The organism is Paraburkholderia sp. MPAMCS5, assembly GCF_036016995.1.
Taxonomy (GTDB): domain Bacteria; phylum Pseudomonadota; class Gammaproteobacteria; order Burkholderiales; family Burkholderiaceae; genus Paraburkholderia.
In genome coordinates, this window is the sequence record NZ_JAYXBK010000005.1 from 206,080 (window position 1) to 223,131 (window position 17,052).

A 17,052-nucleotide genomic window follows, 5' to 3' on the forward strand; every position below is an offset into this window, starting at 1 on the left:
CGCCCTGCAAACGCTTCCTAAGCCGAGCCACATCGCCGACCGACGTCCATGCAACGAGAAAAAATCATCGACAAGCCCTTGAGCAAATTTCCGTATCCGATTCCGAGCCGCGAAGAAATCCTCGGCGTCCTGCGTACGAGCGAAGCGCCGCTCGCCGCGAACGAGATCGCCGAAGCCCTGTCGATCAAGCGCCAGGAGCGCGAAGGATTTTTCAAGCGCCTCGGCGCAATGGAGCGCGACGGCCAGATCCGGCTCGATCAGCGCAATCTGTACCAGCTGACTCATCCGTCGAACTTCGTCGCGGGCCGCGTGCAGGGTCATCGCGACGGTTTCGGCTTCCTGATCCGCGACGACGGCCAGGACGATCTCTTCCTGCCCACCGGCGAAATGCAGAAGGTCATGCACAACGATCGCGTGCTCGCGCGCATCGTCGGCTATGACCGGCGCGGTCGTCCGGAAGGGCACATCGTCGAGGTCACGGACCGCGCCAACAAGCGCGTGATCGGACGCCTGCTCAACGAGAACGGTGCGCTGATCGTCGCGCCGGAAGACAAGCGCATCGGCCACGACATTCTGATCACGCAGAACACCAAGAAGGCCAAGGTCGGCCAGGTGGTGGTGGTCGAGCTGACCGATTTCCCGAGCCGCCATTCGCAGCCGCTTGGCCGTGTGGTCGAAGTGCTCGGCGATATCGACGATCCCGGCATGGAAATCGAAATCGCGGTGCGCAAATATGGCGTGCCGCACGAGTTCAGCCAGAGCGCGCTCGACGAGGCCGCGAAGCTTCCCGACGAGGTTCGCGCGACGGACGCGCGTCACCGCATCGATCTGCGCGACGTGCCGCTCGTCACGATCGACGGCGAAGACGCGCGCGATTTCGACGACGCCGTCTATTGCGAGCCGGTGAAAGTAGGCCGTGGCGAGGGCTTCCGCCTGATCGTCGCGATCGCGGATGTCTCGCATTACGTGCATCCGAAGAGCGGGCTCGACGCGGACGCGATCGAGCGCAGCACGTCCGTCTATTTCCCGCGCCGTGTGATTCCGATGCTGCCGGAGAAACTGTCGAACGGTTTGTGCTCGCTGAACCCGAACGTCGACCGTTGCGTGCTCGTGTGCGACATGATCGTCACCGCGCGCGGCGAGGTGAAGGCCTATCAGTTCTATCCCGGCGTGATGCATTCGGCGGCGCGTCTGACTTACACCGAAGTCGCCGCGGTGCTGAAGAACACCAAGGGCCCGGAAGCCGCGCGCCGCGCCGCGCTGCTGCCGCAACTGCAAAACCTTTACGGCGTATACAAGGCGCTTTTCGCCGCGCGGCAGAAACGCGGCGCGATCGACTTCGACACGACCGAGACCTACATCGTCTGCAATGCGCAGGGCAAGATCGAACAGATCGTGCCGCGCACCCGCAACGACGCGCACAAGCTGATCGAGGAGTGCATGCTGGCCGCGAACGTATGCGCCGCCGACTTCCTCAAGCGCAACAAGCATCCGGGCCTGTTCCGCGTGCACGCCGGTCCGACTGCGGAAAAGCTCGAGAATCTGCGCACCTTCCTGCGCGGCATGGGCCTCACGCTCGGCGGCAACGAGAAGCCGCATGCCAGCGACTACGCCGCGCTGATGGCGCAGATCCGCGACCGGCCCGACGCGCAGATGCTGCAAACCATGCTGCTGCGTTCCATGCAGCAGGCGGTCTACAGCCCGGACAACATCGGCCACTTCGGTCTCGCGTACGAGGCGTATGCGCACTTCACGAGCCCGATCCGCCGTTACCCGGACCTGCTCACGCACCGCGCGATCTACGCGATCCTGCAAGGCCGCAAATATCAGCCGGAGCCGGCGCACGGCATCGAGTTGAATACGGCGCTGTCGCCGCGCGCTCGCGCCATGCAACAGGCCGACGATGAAAAACGCGGCCGCGCCCGCGCGGACAACGTCGCGATCTGGGAAGAGCTCGGGCTGCATTGCTCGGCCAACGAGCGCCGCGCCGACGAAGCCTCGCGCGACGTCGAAGCGTGGCTCAAGTGCTATTTCATGCGCGACAAGCTCGGCGAGGAATATGGCGGCATGGTGAACGGCGTGACGTCGTTCGGCATCTTCGTGCAGCTCGATTCGCTTTTTATCGAAGGCCTCGTGCACGTTACGGAACTCGGCTCCGACTACTTCCAGTACGACGAGATCAAGAACGAACTGCGCGGCGAGCGCACCGGCATCCGTTACCGGCTGTCCGATCGCGTGCGCGTGCAGGTGAGCCGCGTCGATCTGGACGCGCGCAAGATCGACTTCCGCCTCGTGCGCGACACGCCGATCAAGCCGCATCCGGTTCGTGGCGTGTCGGCTGCCGACAAGTCATCCGGTGAAAACGGCGGCGCCCGCGTGCGCGCTCTGCCGCCGGCGGAAGACGGCGCGCCGGTGCCGGGCGGGCGCCGCAAGAAGGCGGCGCCCGCGCAAAGCGCGGCCGTGAAGGAAGCACGCGCCGCGCGCGGCGCCGCGAAGAAGCACGGCGGCGCGGCGGCCAAGGCGGCATCGAAGGCGGCGGCGCGCAAGAAGCGCTGAAATCGCCATGCAGTTTGAACCGCGCGCAGCGGGCACGTCGAGACGTGCCAGTTGCGCGCGGTGTTCGTTTTGTCCGCGCCTAAATTTTCGTCGGCAACGGTAGCGCGATTCGCTCGCCTGGAAACCGGCCGATACACTCATTCATCACAGCAGCGCGTCGATGTCGCGCTCAATCAAAGGTTGTTCAGTCATGGCACGTCTCAAGGTTCTCTACGGTTTCCACGCAGTCACCGCGCGTATCCGGCACGATGCGTCGAGCGTCGAAGATGTCTATTACGACGCGACGCGCAAGGATCGCCGCATGACGGAGTTTCTGCACGCCGCGAAGGAAGCCGGCGTGCGCCTCATCGCCGCCGACGAAACGCGTCTGTGGGGGCTCGCGCACACCGAGCGCCACCAGGGCGTGGTAGCGCGCGCGGGCGACTTGCCGCTCGCGCAGAACCTGGCCGAACTGCTCGACGGCATCAACGGCTCGCCGCTGATTCTGGTGCTGGACGGCGTGACCGATCCGCACAATCTGGGCGCCTGTCTGCGGGTCGCCGACGCCGCCGGCGCGCACGCGGTGATCGCGCCGCGCGATCGCGCGGTCGGCCTGAACGCAACGGCCGCGAAGGTCGCGAGCGGCGCCGCCGACACGGTGCCGTACATCACCGTGACGAACCTCGCGCGCGCGCTGCGCGAGCTGAAAGACGCGGGCGTGTGGGTGGTCGGCACGGCGGGCGAGGCCACCAAAAGCCTCTACGAGACCGAGCTGGACGGCCCGGTGGCGCTCGTGATGGGCGCCGAAGGCGAGGGCATGCGCCGCCTCACGCGCGACACGTGCGACGTCGTCATGCAGATTCCGATGGCGGGCACGGTGGAAAGCCTGAACGTGTCGGTGGCTTCCGGCGTATGTCTGTTCGAAGCGGTGCGGCAGCGGTCGGTGAAGAAGTGATTCGGCCCGGTTGTTGCCTCCCACTCCGGTAAACTAACGCTTTTTACTGCTCGCCCGCCTTCCCATGACTCAAGACGAACTCAAGCAACTGGTCGGTCAGGCCGCCGCCGACTATGTCCACGCCAACGTGCCCGAAGGCTCGGTGATCGGCGTCGGCACCGGCTCCACCGCGAACTGCTTCATCGACGCGCTGGCGGCCAACAAGGCGCGCTATCGCGGCGCGGTGTCGAGTTCGCTCGCCACCACCGCGCGTCTGCAATCGCACGGCTTCAAGGTGCTCGATCTGAACGAAATCGATTCGCTGCCCGTCTATGTCGACGGCGCCGACGAGATCGACCACGGCGGCGCGATGATCAAAGGCGGCGGCGGGGCGCTGACGCGCGAGAAGATCGTCGCGTCGGTGTCGGACGTTTTCGTCTGCATCGCGGACGCCAGTAAGGTCGTCGACACGCTTGGCAATTTCCCGCTGCCGATCGAAGTGGTGCCGATGGCGCGCACGGCTATCGGCCGCCGCGTCACCGCGCTCGGCGGCGTGCCGGTGGTGCGCGTCACGAAAGAAGGCTCGCCGTTCATCACCGACAACGGCAACGAAATCATCGACGTCAAAGGTCTGAGGATCAGCGACCCGCGCACGCTCGAAACGCACATCAATGCGTGGCCGGGCGTGGTGACCGTCGGGCTTTTCGCGGGCCGCAGCGCGAATCTGTGCCTGCTCGGCACGGATTCCGGCGTGCAGACCATCGAGTACCGCAAGGACTGAGCGGCGCGCGATCCCGCGTCAAGCGGGGTCGCGCAATGTCTTACGTCCGTCTTCTTCGTCCGCCAGGGCCGCACACATCGCGTCCGGGTCGGGCCCACACAGCGCCCACACAGCGCCCACACAGCGCCCACACAGCGCCCACACAGCGCCCACACAGCGCCCACACAGCGCGGCTTCACGAGCCAGCCGTTGCGTCCCGCTCGCACGGTTCCGGTCACACCGCTTCCGGCCATTCATTCACGATTACGCGCCCGAAACGCTCCGGCGCTATCGGCGTGTGCAAGATCATGTTCATCGCTTTGGTTCGCTCGCGCGAGTTCGCTGTGCGATGCGCAATGAAAGCCGGCGCCTTCGCAAAAAGCGGATGACGACGGTGAATTAATCGCGCCCTGTCGCACGTCGAATGTGGGCACGCGCACGCACGGCAAACGATGCGCCACATACACTCGTTGTAAGCCAACGCCGAGCTTTCGCGCCACCATGCCTTCGATGCCGCTCGCGGATTCGATCGCAGCGGCGGGCGCGGCAGACGAGCGCCGGCTCAACGCGTCGAACCCGTGAAGCAAGCCGGTTGCGGACGATGAGGCATGAGTCTTCGCGCTTCGCGTGCAGGAGACATTCAAACAAGCCGTTCGGGCGATGCCATCCGAGCGGCTCTCGGGGGTGCTGTGTTGCGTGGGCCTCCGTGGTCGAGTCCACACGCGCCGTGCGCGCGTTTGGACGACAACACACAACGCGGGTCACTTCAAAGATGCGTTGCTTACTACAACAGGCAGTCGCGATTCGTTCGTCGTGTCATGACGCAAGCGGAACGCGACCTTTGGACGAGGAAGAATTCAAACTCATGAATGCCGATCGCCTTCCGGGAACATTTCCCGACATCGCTCAAAGCTGGGCCGCACTACAGGCCCAGTTGCCCATTACTCCGATCCGCAACGAGCACGACTACCAGACAATGGCCGAGCTCGCCGACGCGCTTGCCGGGCATCTGAACGGCAATCAGAGCGAGCCGCTTGCCGATCTGCTCGCCATCATGTCGGATCTGGTCAGCAACTGGAAAGCGCGCCACGTGACGATTCCAAAAGCGGAACCGCGCGAGGTGTTGCGGCATCTGCTGGAAACGCATGGTCTGAAGCAGAAGGACCTGATGGGGATTGCATCGCCGACGGTGGTGAGCGATATCCTGGCGGGCCGCCGCTCGATCAGCAAGAAGGTCGCCAAAGCGCTGGCCCAGCGTTTTCAGACCGACGTCAGCGCGTTTTTATAAAGCCGCTCGCTTCATTCGCGATCTTGTGTGCAGCCGGCGCGTGTGGGACAGCGCGCCGCTTCCCGCCATGCCCCGCGCAGTGCGCGCAAACTCACTCGCCAGGGAAGTGCTCGACGAGCAGCGCCGGGTCGTCAATCAAACGCCAGCCGCGCCATTGCACGGCGAAACTGAACGCCATTTCGCAGTGGACCTGCAAGCCGTTGCCGCGCAAGCGCGCGTCGAAGCGCCCCGTGCGATCGCCTCACGGCGAAACGCGATGTTCACGCCTTTGAGCACGTGGACCTTGGGTGGCTTTCCATGACCGATGTGATGATTGCCGATCGCGCGGCCGTACCGGCGGACTAGGCCCACGCGCGGCTCGAGCCCTTGCTGGATGCCGTCGGCTTCATACACGAGGTCGCGGCGGCTTCATCGCCGCATGCGCTTTTCAATGCCGAGGCCGTGCGCCGCCACCGCGCCCGGCTTATGCGCGAGCACGGGACAGCGGCGCGGATCGGGCCGGCTTCTTTCGCGCGTGCGAAGCCTGTCGAGCGTCGCGTGGTCGTCGTGACGCGCGACCACGATGATCTCGTCGGGACGGCGCTCCTGGGTGTCGAGCGCCGCGAGACAACGCGCGAGATCGGCGGTGCGCCTGTGGGCCGGCACGATCACGGAAACTTTCATACGCGGTTTCCGTCGCGCATCGGCATGCTGTCGCGCGCGCAGAAATTGCGTCGATAGATCGCGAAGCATTCCTTAACATCATTGAAGCTGCGCGGCAGTCGAATCGTGTGGTGTTTTATTCGACAGTCTCGGCCTGGTGCAGACGCGGCAACAGGCGGTCGAATTCGCGCTTGACGAGGCCGTAGCATTCGCACGCGCGCGCTTCGAGTCCCTTGCGGTCGAGCACCTTGATATGGCCGCGGCTATGATGGATCAGACCTTCGTCGTGCAGTTTGCCGGCCGCCTCGGTGATCCCTTCGCGGCGCACGCCGAGCATGTCGGCGATCAGTTGCTGCGTGACGGTCAGATCGTTCGACGCGACGCGATCCACTTCGATCAGCAGCCAGCGGCACAGTTGCTTGTTCAGTGCGTGATGGCGGTTGCACGCCGCGGTTTGCGCGACCTGTGTGAGAAGCGCGTGCATGTAGAGCAGCATCAGGCGGCGCAGGAAATCGGAGCGTGCGAATTGTTGCTTGAGTGCCTGAGCGCTCATGCGGTATGCAAAGCCGGAGCATTGCACCTGCACGCGGTTCGGCATGGTCTCGCCACCCGTGAGCACCGGCACGCCGGTCATGCCTTCGCGGCCCACCGCCGCGATTTCGACGGAGCTGCCGTCTTCCATCGTCGAGAGCATCGAGACGATCGCGGTGGTCGGGAAGTACACGTGATGAATGCGTTGGCCGGAATCGCACAGCAACTGCTCGGTGCGCAGATGAACCAGTTCGAGGTGGGGGGCAAGCGCTTGCCATTCTTGGGACGGCAATGCGCCAAGCAAATGGTTACCGTGCAGATCTGATTGCAGTGTCAACATGATCGGTCCTCGCTGAAGCCGCGCATCGCGCGTCTTCCTGTTTTTGATCCGATGCCGCATCCTTTAGATGAATCGTGCGCTGCGTTCCAGGCAGCAGAGGATGAACAGAATCGGCCCCGTAGTGGTCTGCTGCGTCGCCGCCATTGTGTTGTCTCCCTTCGGCGTCGCGATGTTGCGTTGTCTTATTAGCGAGGACCATGCCAGCCATAGGGAAAAGCCTGACTGGTGCGGTGCAGCGCTCACGCTGCGCCCGTTTCGCGTTTTGCAGCGAGGCTTTTTGTTTCAAATCTGTACACCGGCCTTCGGACGGAGTTCCATGCGCGGCTCCCTGCTCATACGAGTCAAATGCCTGATGCCATTGACTTCACGGGGCCCGACGAGGGTTTGGCTGATGAACTGCCAGGGTTGACCCGGCCTTCTAAAGCCCCTTCACACGCGGTGTCCGGGATGTGCCGGAATTGATTCAGATGTGTTCAACGGCCTTTGTTCGGTCCCGTACGGTTGACCGTCCGCGGCTTTCAAGAGTCGCAATAAAACCGACAGTGACGGCCTCGCGCAGACAGATGCGTTCGCACAGCGCGAGGTTTTACGCATGTCGCGAAGGCATGAGTCGAAGAAGAAACGTTTATCCGCAGAATGTTGCGAATGCCGCGTTGAGCGCGTGAACTTCGCTGGCGGGTGTCGTATATGTTGCATCCGCTTTAATGTTCTCGTTGGATGCGCGCGCAACCACTGCGCTTTCCGCTGCAAGCAGGACGGGCCGGTACGATGCACGGATGGCTCGGCACGAGATGAAGTCAGTCGTGTGCAGCGGTAGCGGCCGTCAATCATATGAACATGCGCGCAAAGCGGGCGCGGTGTGCAGTGGCCGCCCCATAGGCGCCCGCGCCATAGTAATGAGTGACGCCTTCCTTAGTCGAAAACGGCCATGCGCCCGATGAAGGCGAGTTGCAGAACGACGGTACATCTGACCGTTCGCGCGCGACGATTGATGGAAGCTGCCCGGTAAAAACCGGTTGCGTGCGCATCGAAGATGGCAGTCCGAACATTGTGGCTTGCTGTTCCTCCTTGCTGGCGCCGCACAGCACGGCGAGTAACGCGGCGCATGCGATAGAGATCGATGTACCGAAAGCGGCGTCGTTCCGATAGTCGAAATTCGCCAAGGCAAAGTTTTGCCAGACGAGTAGGCCATATTCGCTGGCGAGCGCATGAACGTGTCGGATTTGTACAGCATGGTGTCGCCCACACGCCGCATGTTCATTGCCCCGCGTCGCAAGCCAATTCGAATGCGTGGCGCGGTTGCGCTTCGCTGCCGTTGAGCGTGACGAGATCGGCGCTCGTCCGGCGCGCGCCGAAACGGCGCGGCTGTCATCGAGGCGCAACGTCAGTGGATATAAAGTGGTTTCCCATGCGTGTGTGGCTAACCGCATTCGACGCGGGGCACGCGGACCGTCCCGGTCAGTGTATATGCATCGATTCATTGCAATGACGAAACATAGGCACGGCAACCGCGCGATGTGCCGCCGAGCACGGCATGATGTGGACGAACGAAATGTAGCGTTAGCGAAACAATGCCGTCGTCGTGCCCGGTTCTGCTCGTGATGTGAACATGATCGATTGCGCGTTGCGTGTTGTCCGGCAGCTCACCGCACGTCAGAGGCCCACGGCGTGCACAGACGGACACCAGCTTGGCAGGTGACCGGGCAGCGTCGCGCGCGTGAGCGTTTTGCCGCCAACGCTGGCGCAAAAGAGCGAGAACCTGGTGTGAGCGTCGCGCTGCTATTCAGCTCGATGTCGAACTCGTGCGCGATAGACATCGAATCGAACGCGAAACGCTTGATGCCGCTGAACACGACCTCGGCGATGCTCGCCAGTCCATTGAAGCGCAAGCACCGTTTCCCGACGCCGTTCGACGCGAGGCGAAAGCAGTGCCCATTGAATCCCACTTGCCCATTTTTCCCATTGCGTCTCTTCGCGTAACGCGACGCGTGCAGCCATCAAAACGGATCGGCATATCGAGCAGGGCTATGAGAAGGGCAGGGTGCGTTGGCGCGTTGAGCGAAAAATAAAAATAGTTTGTATTCCATATTATTTGGTTCAAGCGTCCGCATCGCGTTTAAAACATCTCAAGCGAGCACGCCGATCACCTGAAGCGGCGGCGCGCTTTCATCAGGAGACGAAGCATGCAAGTCTAAGGCGCTCGACCAACCCGCGCTATTCCTCCATTCGTCTGCTTCGGCGGATGGCATGCGTCGGTCGCGGGGCCGCGTCTCAAAGCGCTTGCCACAAGGTCGATCGCCAACGTCGGTGGCCGGGGCCCGACATCCAGGTCCGGCTCTTGCGGCGCTTCGCACGCGATTCAGTGTGTTGGTTCCGTTCATACAATTTGCTTTTCAACGTGCGTCTTCGCACGATGCAAAGTCCGTGCGAAAGGCATGCTTTAAACGCAAGCTTAGGGTCCGACGGAGCGTATCGCGTTACACGAAAGAAACAATTCTTCAGAGGGATAACCCTGTCAGGAAGTGTCCCAACTGGCGAAACTGTTGTGAAGCAAGCAACGTATCGTGGATGAATAGCGCGCGACGATAAAACACAAAAGGGCGGTTTATTAACAGGCTACGCGGGGGCGAACACCGCTTCGGGGAGAGGGTCATGGAACAGGCAAACAAGGAGCGATCACTCGTCAGCAAGGTGATGGACGGGCTGGTCACTGGCATCGTCGAGGAGAAATACGGCGCGATACTGCCGCCGCAGGATGTGCTGTCCAAAGAGTTCGACGTGAGCCGCACCGTCATGCGCGAAGCGCTGTCGATGCTGCTCGCGCGCGACATGCTCGATGTGCGTCCGAAGATCGGCACACGCATCCGGCCGATGAGCGATTGGCGCATGATCGACGAGGACGTTGTGAACTGGCGTTTTCGCGCGAAGCCCGATCCGCTGTTTCTGCGCGACGTGATCGAGTTTCGGATTCTGATCGAACCGCGCGCGGCGGCGCAGGCCGCATCGCGCGGCAGCACGACGGACATCGCTGCGGTGCGCGACGCGTTTGAAGCGTTTCGCGCGATCCGTCCGGGCGAGCCTGGTTATCAGGAAGCGGACGAACTGTTCCATATGCGTATCGTCGTCGCGAGCGGCAATCAGTTCTTCAAACAGATGGCGGCGATCATTCGCGGCGCGCTGTTGAGCGCGAATCCGGCTGCGAGCGCAGGGGAAGGTCAGTGGGAAGCCGCGGTGAACTCGCACCGGCGCGTGGTCGAGGCGCTCGAACGGCGCGACCCGCGCGAAGCCGAACTCGCGTCGATGGCCATGATCGACCACAGCGCCGAGGACGTCGCCGGCACACTCGCGGCCGCGCCACCGGCTCCGCCCGCGCCCGCGCGCGGCTGAAAACGCAGCAACGCCGGTATGAAACGCTGCTGTACACGAGACGGCAGCGGCGTTCCGGTCTCCTGATTGTCCTTCGCGAACGGCGCGCGCCGTGTCGCATTGACCCGAGCCGGCACCTGTGTGGGCGAGATGCGCGACAATAGCGTCTGCTCTTAACTGCATGGATGCCAGCGATCGTGACCCACGCCGTGACAAATCCCGTAGCAAGCACCGTTATAAACCCCACTGCCAATCCCTCGGCCGGCGCCGCGCAAGAAAAGCCCGCGGACGGCACGGTTCGCTTTGGAATCGTCGGTACAGGGCGCATTGCGCGCCGTTTCGCGCAAAGCCTCTCGCATGTGCCGCACGCGCGCCTCGCGGCCGTGTGGTCGCGCCGCGCGGAACCGGCCAAGGCGTTCGCCGATGAATTCGGCAGCGAATTCTGCGCGAGCCTGGACGCGCTGCTCGCAAGCGGCATCGACGCGCTCTACATCGCCACCGTTCAGGACAGCCACGCCGATTACGCGGTCGCCGCCTTGCGCGCCGGCCTGCACGTGCTGTGCGAAAAACCGGCCACCATCAACAGGGCGCAGCTCGAACGCGTGCTTGACGCCGCGCGCGCGTCGCAACGGCTTTTCATGGAAGCGATGAAGCCGCCGTTTTATCCGTTGTACAGAAGGTTGCGGGCGCATCTAAACGACGATCCGATCGGCGAAGTCGGACTCGTGCGCGCCGGCTGCTCGGTGCCGGGCGTGCCCGACGATCATCCGTCGCTGTCGTTCGAGCATGCGGGCGGCGCATTGCTCGATATCGGCGTCTACGAGATGTTTCTCGCCGTCGACTGGCTCGGCGCGCCGCGTGACGTGCAAACGCTCGGGCGGCTCGGTTCCACTGGCGTCGATACGTTCGCGAGCCTGAACAGCCAGCATGAGCGCGGCATCGCGCAACTCTTTTGCGGACTCGATCTGCACGGCAAGGGCGACGCGCTCCTGATGGCCGCGCGCGGCCACGTGACGATTCACGAGCCGTGGTGGAACCCGTCGCGCGCGACGATCCGTTACGCCGACGGCCGCGTGGTCGAACTCGACGAGCCCTTCGAAGGCGGCGGCCTCAACTACGAGACCGCGCACTTCTGCGAACTGATCCGCGCGGGACAGATGGAAAGTCCGCTGATGCCGCACAGCAAGTCGTTGCAGATGATCGCGATGGCCGACGCGGCGCGCGCGGCGCTGGGGCTCAAATTCGCGGGAGAGTGAGCGGGCGAGGGCGGCCCGAAGTCATACGCGGCGCGGGCCGTCCCATTCGCAGTGGTACGATTTGCGCGGGCATCGCGGCAAGGATCACACATCACGCCGCGATGCTCGATGCTTTCGAACACCTTCCAGCGGAGCCGCCTGCCATGCGCATGCTTGCCAAACTATGGCGCGACAACAAGAGCCTCGTCGCGTTTCTCTTCCTGATGGTGCTGTTTCGCAGCGCGGTGGCCGACTGGAACGTTGTGCCGAGCGGCTCGATGTTGCCGACCATTCGCGAAGGCGATCGGATTTTCGTCGATAAGATGGCCTACGATCTGCGCGTGCCGCTCACGCATATCGCGATCGCGCATCTGCATGATCCGCAGCGCGGCGATATCGTCACGATCGATTCATCGGCGGCGCACGAGCTGATTGTGAAGCGGCTGATCGGCTTGCCCGGCGACACGGTCGCGATGCGCGACAACGTGCTGTATGTGAATGGCGTGCGCGCCGATTATCGGCCGCTCACGATCCAGCCTCTGCCGGGCGACGCCGCGTCGCCCGGCGATTATCTGACCGAGCGCTTCGACGGCGTCGCGCATACCGTTCGACTCACGCCGCAAGCGCCGAGTCCGCGGGATTCGTTCGGACCGGTGACGGTGCCGCCCGGCGAGTATCTGATGCTCGGCGACAATCGCGACAACAGCGCCGACTCGCGTTACTTCGGCTTTTTTCCGCGCAAGGAGTTGATGGGCCGCACGCGCCGTGTCGCGTTCTCGCTCGATCCCGACCATTACTACGCGCCGCGTTTCGAGCGCTTCGGCGTGCGACTCGACGCGGCGCCGCCGCTCGCGAGCCGCTAGCGCCTAAATGCGTGCGCGGCCCTGGCACGCGAGCCGCTCAATGCCGCGACGGCAACGCGAGCCGGCGTTCATACCAGCGCTGCAACAGTTCGAGCGCCTGACACAGCACCCAGTAGACGGCCGCCGCAGCAAGATAAAGCGGCAGCGGCTGATAAGTCGACGCAATCATTTCCTGCGCGCTGCGCAGCAGTTCCGTCACGGTGATCACGGAGACGAGCGACGTGTCCTTGATGAGGCTGATCAAGCTGTTCGACAGGCTCGGCACGGCAATGCGCAGCGCTTGCGGCGCGATCACGTAACGCAGCGTCTGGCGCCGCGAGAGTCCGAGGCTGTACGCGGCGAGCCATTGCCCCTGGTGAATGCCGAGGATCGCGCCGCGCATGCTTTCCGAAAGATACGCGGCCACGTTCGCCGATAACGCGATCACGCCGGCCGGCGTCGGATCGAGGGAAATGCCGAAGCTCGGCAAGCCGTAGTAAATCACGAAGATCTGCACGAGCAGCGGCGTGCCGCGCATCACGCTCACGTACACGCGCGCGAGCCAGTTCAGCGCGCGATTGTGGCTCACGCCCATCAACGCGAGCACGGCGCCCGCGATCAGGCCGAAGAACATCGACAGAACGGCGAACTTGACGGTCAGGACGGCGCCCTGCGCGAGCACAGGAAGCGATTCTACGAGCAGGGAAGTGGTGGACATGAGCGTGGCTCGGGTTGGCGCGCGACGCGCATATCGTCGATCCTGGCGCGTGCTGCAAAGTGCAAAGGCAAAAGTGCAAAGGGCGGCATCCCGACGATGCCGCCCTTCGTTTTATCCGACGCCGGTTACCTGATCGGCTTGCTGACGTCGATGCCGAACCACTTGTCCGAGATCTTCGCGAACGTGCCGTCTGCTTCGAGCTGCGTCATCGCGTCGTCGATCGCCTTGGCGAATTTCGGGTTGTTCTTGCGGAACGGGATTCCCGACGGATTGCCCGCGCCGACGCTCGCGCCGGTGCGCAGCGGCAACTGCGAGTTCTTCAGCAGATACGCGAGCATCAGACGGTCGTTCAACGCCGCGTCCAGACGGCCGGCCGCCAGATCGCGCAGATATTCGGGCGCGCCCGGATAGGTCTTCACGTCGATGCCCGGCACCGACTTCGCCATGTCCATGTAGTTCGTGCCGAGGCCGACGCCGAGTTTCTTGCCCTTCAGATCGTCGAGCGATTTGAACTGGCGCGTGTCGTCCTTACGCTGGATCAATTGCGCGGCCGAGTACGTGTACGCCGGCGAAAAATCGAGCGCCTGCTTACGCGCGTCGGTGATGCCGACCTGATTGACGATCACGTCGAACTTGCCGGCCTGCAATCCCGCGATAATGCCGCTCCATTCGGTCGTGACGAATTCCGGCTTGACGCCGAGCTTCGCTGCCACGGCTTTGGCGATGTCGACGTCATAGCCGACCAGCTCGCCCGACGGCGCTTTCGAATTGAACGGAGGGAAGGTGCCTTCCAGGCCGACGCGCAGCGTGCCGCGCTGCTTGACCTGGTCCAGCAGGTCGTCGGCGTGCGCCGTGACCGCGGTGAACGAAGTGCCGATCAGAGCGGCGACGAAGATTTTTTTCAACAACCCGAAGTGCATCATGTTCCTTTTTTGTTCGTAGGGTCTTGCAGCGGACGAGAGCTTAACAAAGCGGCCCAGCGAACGCTAAATACCCTTTATTCATGCCTGTATTACCGGCGCGCACCTTGCCGCAGCGCCTGCACGCACTCGCCGACGAGCGCCGGGCCGCGATAGATGAAGCCGGTATAAAGCTGAACCAGCGAGGCGCCGGCGGCGAGCTTCGCTTTCGCGTCCTCGCCGGAAAAAATTCCGCCCACGCCGATGATCGGCACCGTCTCGCCGACTTCGGCGCGCAGCTTGCGGATCACTTCGTTCGACGCGTCGAACACCGGCTTGCCCGACAGGCCGCCGGCTTCGTCGCCGTATTGCATGCCCGCGACGGCGGTGCGCGACAGCGTGGTATTGGTTGCGATCACGCCTTCGAAGCGATGGCGCAGCAATGTATCGGCGATGGACTTGATCTGCTCGTCGTCGAGATCGGGCGCGATCTTGAGCGCGAGGGGCACGAGCTTGCCGTGCATGTCGGCAAGACGCTGCTGCTTGTCTTTCAGCGCCGCGAGGAGCGCGTCGAGTTCGCCCGCGCCTTGCAACTGGCGCAGGTTCTTCGTATTCGGCGACGAAATGTTGACCGTCACGTAGCTCGCGAACGGGTACACGCGTTCGAGGCAGTACAGGTAGTCTTCGGCGGCTCGCTCGATCGGCGTGTCGGCGTTCTTGCCGATGTTCAGGCCGAGCACGCCGCGATAGCGCGCGGCCTGCACGTTCTTCACGAACTGATCGACACCCGCGTTGTTAAAGCCCATGCGGTTGATCACGGCGTTCGCCTGCGGCAGGCGGAACATGCGCGGCCGCGGATTGCCCGGCTGCGCACGCGGCGTGACGGTGCCCACTTCGATGAAACCGAAGCCGAGCGCGGCCAGACCGTCGATGCATGCGCCGTCCTTGTCGAGGCCCGCGGCGAGTCCCACCGGGTTGCGGAACGTCAGCCCCATGACCGTGCGCGGCGCGTCCGGCACGCGCGGAGCGAGCGCGCCGGCGAGACCGGTGCGGCCGGCGGCGCCGAGCACACGCAAGGTCAGGTGATGAGCGTCTTCCGCGTCCATGCGAAAGAGTTGGGCGCGTACAAGCGGATAGAGGGAACTGAACACGGGACGAAGCCGGACGGCCGGAAAATGGGAACCCGCTATTTTACCGGCTTTGCAACTTTAGGGAGACCGCGCGGCGGGTGCGGCCGCCGCGAGTCGCCGACGCGACGGGATGGCGCGATCACGGAGCGATCACGGCACGAGCGGCCCGCGCTTGCTGGGCAACGCCACGGCGATCGGCGCGAGATCGATGCCGGCGGGATCGAGCACTCGCCAGACGCCGTCGATCAAGCCTTCGAGCGGCTTGAAATTGGCCTTGTAGGCCATCTTCGGGCTCTCGCGGATCCAGTAGCCGAGGTACACGTACGGCAGCTTGAGGCTGCGCGCCTGCTCGATCTGCCAATAGATGTTGTAAGTGCCGAAGCTCGTATGCGCGAGTCCGGGCTCGAAGAACGTGTACACGGACGAGAGCCCGTCGCCGAGGATGTCGATCATGCTGATCATGCGCAGCAGGCCGGGCGAATCGGGTCGATCCGGCAGCGGCTCGCGGAATTCGACCAGCCGCGAGTTGATCCGGCTTTGCAGCAGGAACTGCTCGTATTGATCGCGGCTGTCGCGGTCCATGCCGCCGCCCGCGTGTCGCGCCGACTGATAGCGCATGTAGAGCGCGTAGTGCTCTTCGTCGTAATGAAGCGGCGCGACCGTGGCGATCATCTCGCCATGCTTTTTCCACACGCGACGCTGCGTGCGGTTGGGCTCGAACAGATCGACCGGCACGCGCACCGGCACGCACGCGCGGCAACCGTCGCAATACGGCCGGTAGGTGAACACGCCCGAACGCCGGAAGCCGGCCTTGACGAGATCCGTGTAGACATCCGAATTGATGAGGTGACTGGGCGTGGCGACCTGCGAGCGCGCGATGCGCCCGTCGAGATAACTGCAAGGATAAGGCGCCGTTGCATAAAATTGCAGCGCCGAAAGCGGGGAAAGAGGCAGCTCGTTGGGGTGAGTCACGTTGGCAGCTCTCGAAGCGTCTCTGGTAATGCAAACCCGGCGCGCTGCGACAGGACATTGCGGCTTTTGATCCGCATGAGGCAGCGTGCGGACCCGGATTCGGCCTGATTCTTCCTACGCCGCTCGCGCGAGCATATCGAGCAACACGGTCTTGTCGAAGCGCCACGCAATGCGCGGTGCGTCGACCGACGCGCGAACATGCGCGATAAACGCCTTGCGCGCTATCTCGCGACCGCCGAGCGACGCCAGATGCGACGTGTTCTGCTGGCAGTCTATCATTTCTATTTCGTGACGGCGCAAGTGCCCGACAAGCGCGGCCAGCGCCATTTTTGAGGCATCCGTGACGTTCGCGAACATGGATTCGCCGAAGAACATCTTGCCGAACGACACGCCGTACAAACCGCCCACGCGCTCGCCTTCGAACCATGTTTCGATGCTGTGCGCGTCGCCCGCGCGATGCAGCGCGGAGTACGCATCGACGACGTCCGCGGTGATCCACGTGCCGCGCTGTCCGCGCCGCGGCGCTTCCGCGCAGGCGCGCATCACCGCGGCGAAATCGTGGTCCACGCGAATTTCCCAGGCGTCGTCGCGCACCACGCGCTTGAGCGTTTTACGCAGCGAGGGCGACACCTTGAACTCGGCGGGCCGCAAGATCATGCGCGGATCGGGACTCCACCACAGCACCGGCTGGCCGTCCGAATACCATGGAAAAATGCCGTGCCGATAGGCGTCGATGAGCCGTGAGGGCAGGAGATCCCCGCTCGCGGCGAGCAGACCCGGCGCGCCGCTGGCCGCGCCGAGCGCACGCTCGACGGGCGGAAACGGATCGTCGGGTCCGAGCCAGGGAACCATGCGCGCCG

14 protein-coding genes and 1 pseudogene are annotated in these 17,052 nt (G+C 63.7%); 7 read left to right on the plus strand and 8 right to left on the minus strand.

Annotated features, from left to right (window positions below):
- The first annotated feature begins 48 nt into the window (after positions 1-48).
- The 4 genes from rnr (at position 49) to VOM14_RS13765 (ending at position 5,517) form a co-directional block, all read left to right on the plus strand.
- On the plus strand, positions 49-2,556 hold the full coding sequence (gene rnr / locus VOM14_RS13750; RefSeq protein WP_327629265.1) for a ribonuclease R: 2,508 nt from the start codon (positions 49-51) through the stop codon (positions 2,554-2,556).
- Positions 2,557-2,746: 190 nt separating this feature from the next.
- Positions 2,747-3,490 (plus strand): 23S rRNA (guanosine(2251)-2'-O)-methyltransferase RlmB, encoded by a 744-nt coding sequence (gene rlmB / locus VOM14_RS13755; protein WP_327629266.1) that lies wholly within the window; start codon positions 2,747-2,749, stop codon positions 3,488-3,490.
- A 64-nt stretch (positions 3,491-3,554) separates the two neighbouring features.
- Complete coding sequence (rpiA, locus tag VOM14_RS13760; RefSeq protein ID WP_327629267.1) at positions 3,555-4,250, plus strand: ribose-5-phosphate isomerase RpiA; 696 nt, start codon at positions 3,555-3,557, stop codon at positions 4,248-4,250.
- A gap of 844 nt (positions 4,251-5,094) precedes the next feature.
- Entirely contained in the window at positions 5,095-5,517 is a 423-nt protein-coding gene (locus tag VOM14_RS13765; RefSeq protein WP_327629521.1) for a helix-turn-helix domain-containing protein, read from the plus strand.
- 94 nt (positions 5,518-5,611) lie between these two features.
- Here VOM14_RS13765 and VOM14_RS31415 read toward each other — a convergent pair.
- The 3 genes and pseudogenes from VOM14_RS31415 to VOM14_RS13780 form a co-directional block, all read right to left on the minus strand.
- A pseudogene (locus tag VOM14_RS31415) lies at positions 5,612-6,180 on the minus strand (glycosyltransferase family 2 protein); the annotation flags it as partial.
- A gap of 115 nt (positions 6,181-6,295) precedes the next feature.
- Positions 6,296-7,030, minus strand: a complete 735-nt coding sequence (locus tag VOM14_RS13775; RefSeq protein ID WP_327629269.1) for a Crp/Fnr family transcriptional regulator — start codon at positions 7,028-7,030, stop codon at positions 6,296-6,298.
- A gap of 827 nt (positions 7,031-7,857) precedes the next feature.
- A complete protein-coding gene (locus VOM14_RS13780) occupies positions 7,858-8,193 on the minus strand; it encodes a hypothetical protein (protein WP_327629270.1) in 336 nt (111 codons plus the stop codon).
- Between the two features lie 1,489 nt (positions 8,194-9,682).
- Between VOM14_RS13780 and VOM14_RS13785 the strand changes: the two genes are divergently transcribed.
- The 3 genes from VOM14_RS13785 (at position 9,683) to lepB (ending at position 12,494) form a co-directional block, all read left to right on the plus strand.
- Positions 9,683-10,417: a FadR/GntR family transcriptional regulator gene (locus tag VOM14_RS13785; protein ID WP_327629271.1), complete on the plus strand. Its 735-nt coding sequence runs from the start codon at positions 9,683-9,685 to the stop codon at positions 10,415-10,417.
- 215 nt (positions 10,418-10,632) lie between these two features.
- Positions 10,633-11,652: a Gfo/Idh/MocA family protein gene (locus tag VOM14_RS13790; protein ID WP_327629522.1), complete on the plus strand. Its 1,020-nt coding sequence runs from the start codon at positions 10,633-10,635 to the stop codon at positions 11,650-11,652.
- A gap of 143 nt (positions 11,653-11,795) precedes the next feature.
- A complete protein-coding gene (lepB, locus tag VOM14_RS13795) occupies positions 11,796-12,494 on the plus strand; it encodes a signal peptidase I (protein ID WP_327629272.1) in 699 nt (232 codons plus the stop codon).
- Between the two features lie 37 nt (positions 12,495-12,531).
- On the opposite strand, the gene VOM14_RS13800 is transcribed toward lepB, so the two are convergent.
- The 5 genes from VOM14_RS13800 to aat all read right to left on the minus strand — a co-directional run bounded on the left by VOM14_RS13800 (position 12,532) and on the right by aat (position 17,044).
- On the minus strand, positions 12,532-13,191 hold the full coding sequence (locus VOM14_RS13800) for an amino acid ABC transporter permease (RefSeq protein ID WP_327629273.1): 660 nt from the start codon (positions 13,189-13,191) through the stop codon (positions 12,532-12,534).
- A 125-nt stretch (positions 13,192-13,316) separates the two neighbouring features.
- Entirely contained in the window at positions 13,317-14,111 is a 795-nt protein-coding gene (locus VOM14_RS13805) for a cystine ABC transporter substrate-binding protein (RefSeq protein WP_327629523.1), read from the minus strand.
- Positions 14,112-14,203: 92 nt separating this feature from the next.
- Entirely contained in the window at positions 14,204-15,241 is a 1,038-nt protein-coding gene (locus tag VOM14_RS13810) for a quinone-dependent dihydroorotate dehydrogenase (protein WP_327629274.1), read from the minus strand.
- Positions 15,242-15,370: 129 nt separating this feature from the next.
- On the minus strand, positions 15,371-16,192 hold the full coding sequence (locus VOM14_RS13815) for an arginyltransferase (protein WP_327629275.1): 822 nt from the start codon (positions 16,190-16,192) through the stop codon (positions 15,371-15,373).
- A gap of 114 nt (positions 16,193-16,306) precedes the next feature.
- Positions 16,307-17,044 carry a leucyl/phenylalanyl-tRNA--protein transferase gene (gene aat, locus VOM14_RS13820; RefSeq protein ID WP_327629276.1) on the minus strand — a complete coding sequence of 246 codons (738 nt, stop codon included), beginning with the start codon at positions 17,042-17,044 and terminating at the stop codon, positions 16,307-16,309.
- Positions 17,045-17,052 lie beyond the last annotated feature (8 nt).

Bases quoted from the DNA above. Each gene is read 5' to 3' on its own strand.
- rnr (WP_327629265.1), top strand. From the start codon at position 49: ATGCAACGAGAAAAAATCATCGACAAGCCCTTGAGCAAATTTCCGTAT.
- rlmB (WP_327629266.1), top strand. From the start codon at position 2,747: ATGGCACGTCTCAAGGTTCTCTACGGTTTCCACGCAGTCACCGCGCGT.
- rpiA (WP_327629267.1), top strand. From the start codon at position 3,555: ATGACTCAAGACGAACTCAAGCAACTGGTCGGTCAGGCCGCCGCCGAC.
- VOM14_RS13765 (WP_327629521.1), top strand. From the start codon at position 5,095: ATGAATGCCGATCGCCTTCCGGGAACATTTCCCGACATCGCTCAAAGC.
- VOM14_RS13775 (WP_327629269.1), bottom strand. From the start codon at position 7,030: ATGTTGACACTGCAATCAGATCTGCACGGTAACCATTTGCTTGGCGCA.
- VOM14_RS13785 (WP_327629271.1), top strand. From the start codon at position 9,683: ATGGAACAGGCAAACAAGGAGCGATCACTCGTCAGCAAGGTGATGGAC.
- lepB (WP_327629272.1), top strand. From the start codon at position 11,796: ATGCGCATGCTTGCCAAACTATGGCGCGACAACAAGAGCCTCGTCGCG.
- VOM14_RS13800 (WP_327629273.1), bottom strand. From the start codon at position 13,191: ATGTCCACCACTTCCCTGCTCGTAGAATCGCTTCCTGTGCTCGCGCAG.
- VOM14_RS13805 (WP_327629523.1), bottom strand. From the start codon at position 14,111: ATGCACTTCGGGTTGTTGAAAAAAATCTTCGTCGCCGCTCTGATCGGC.
- aat (WP_327629276.1), bottom strand. From the start codon at position 17,044: ATGGTTCCCTGGCTCGGACCCGACGATCCGTTTCCGCCCGTCGAGCGT.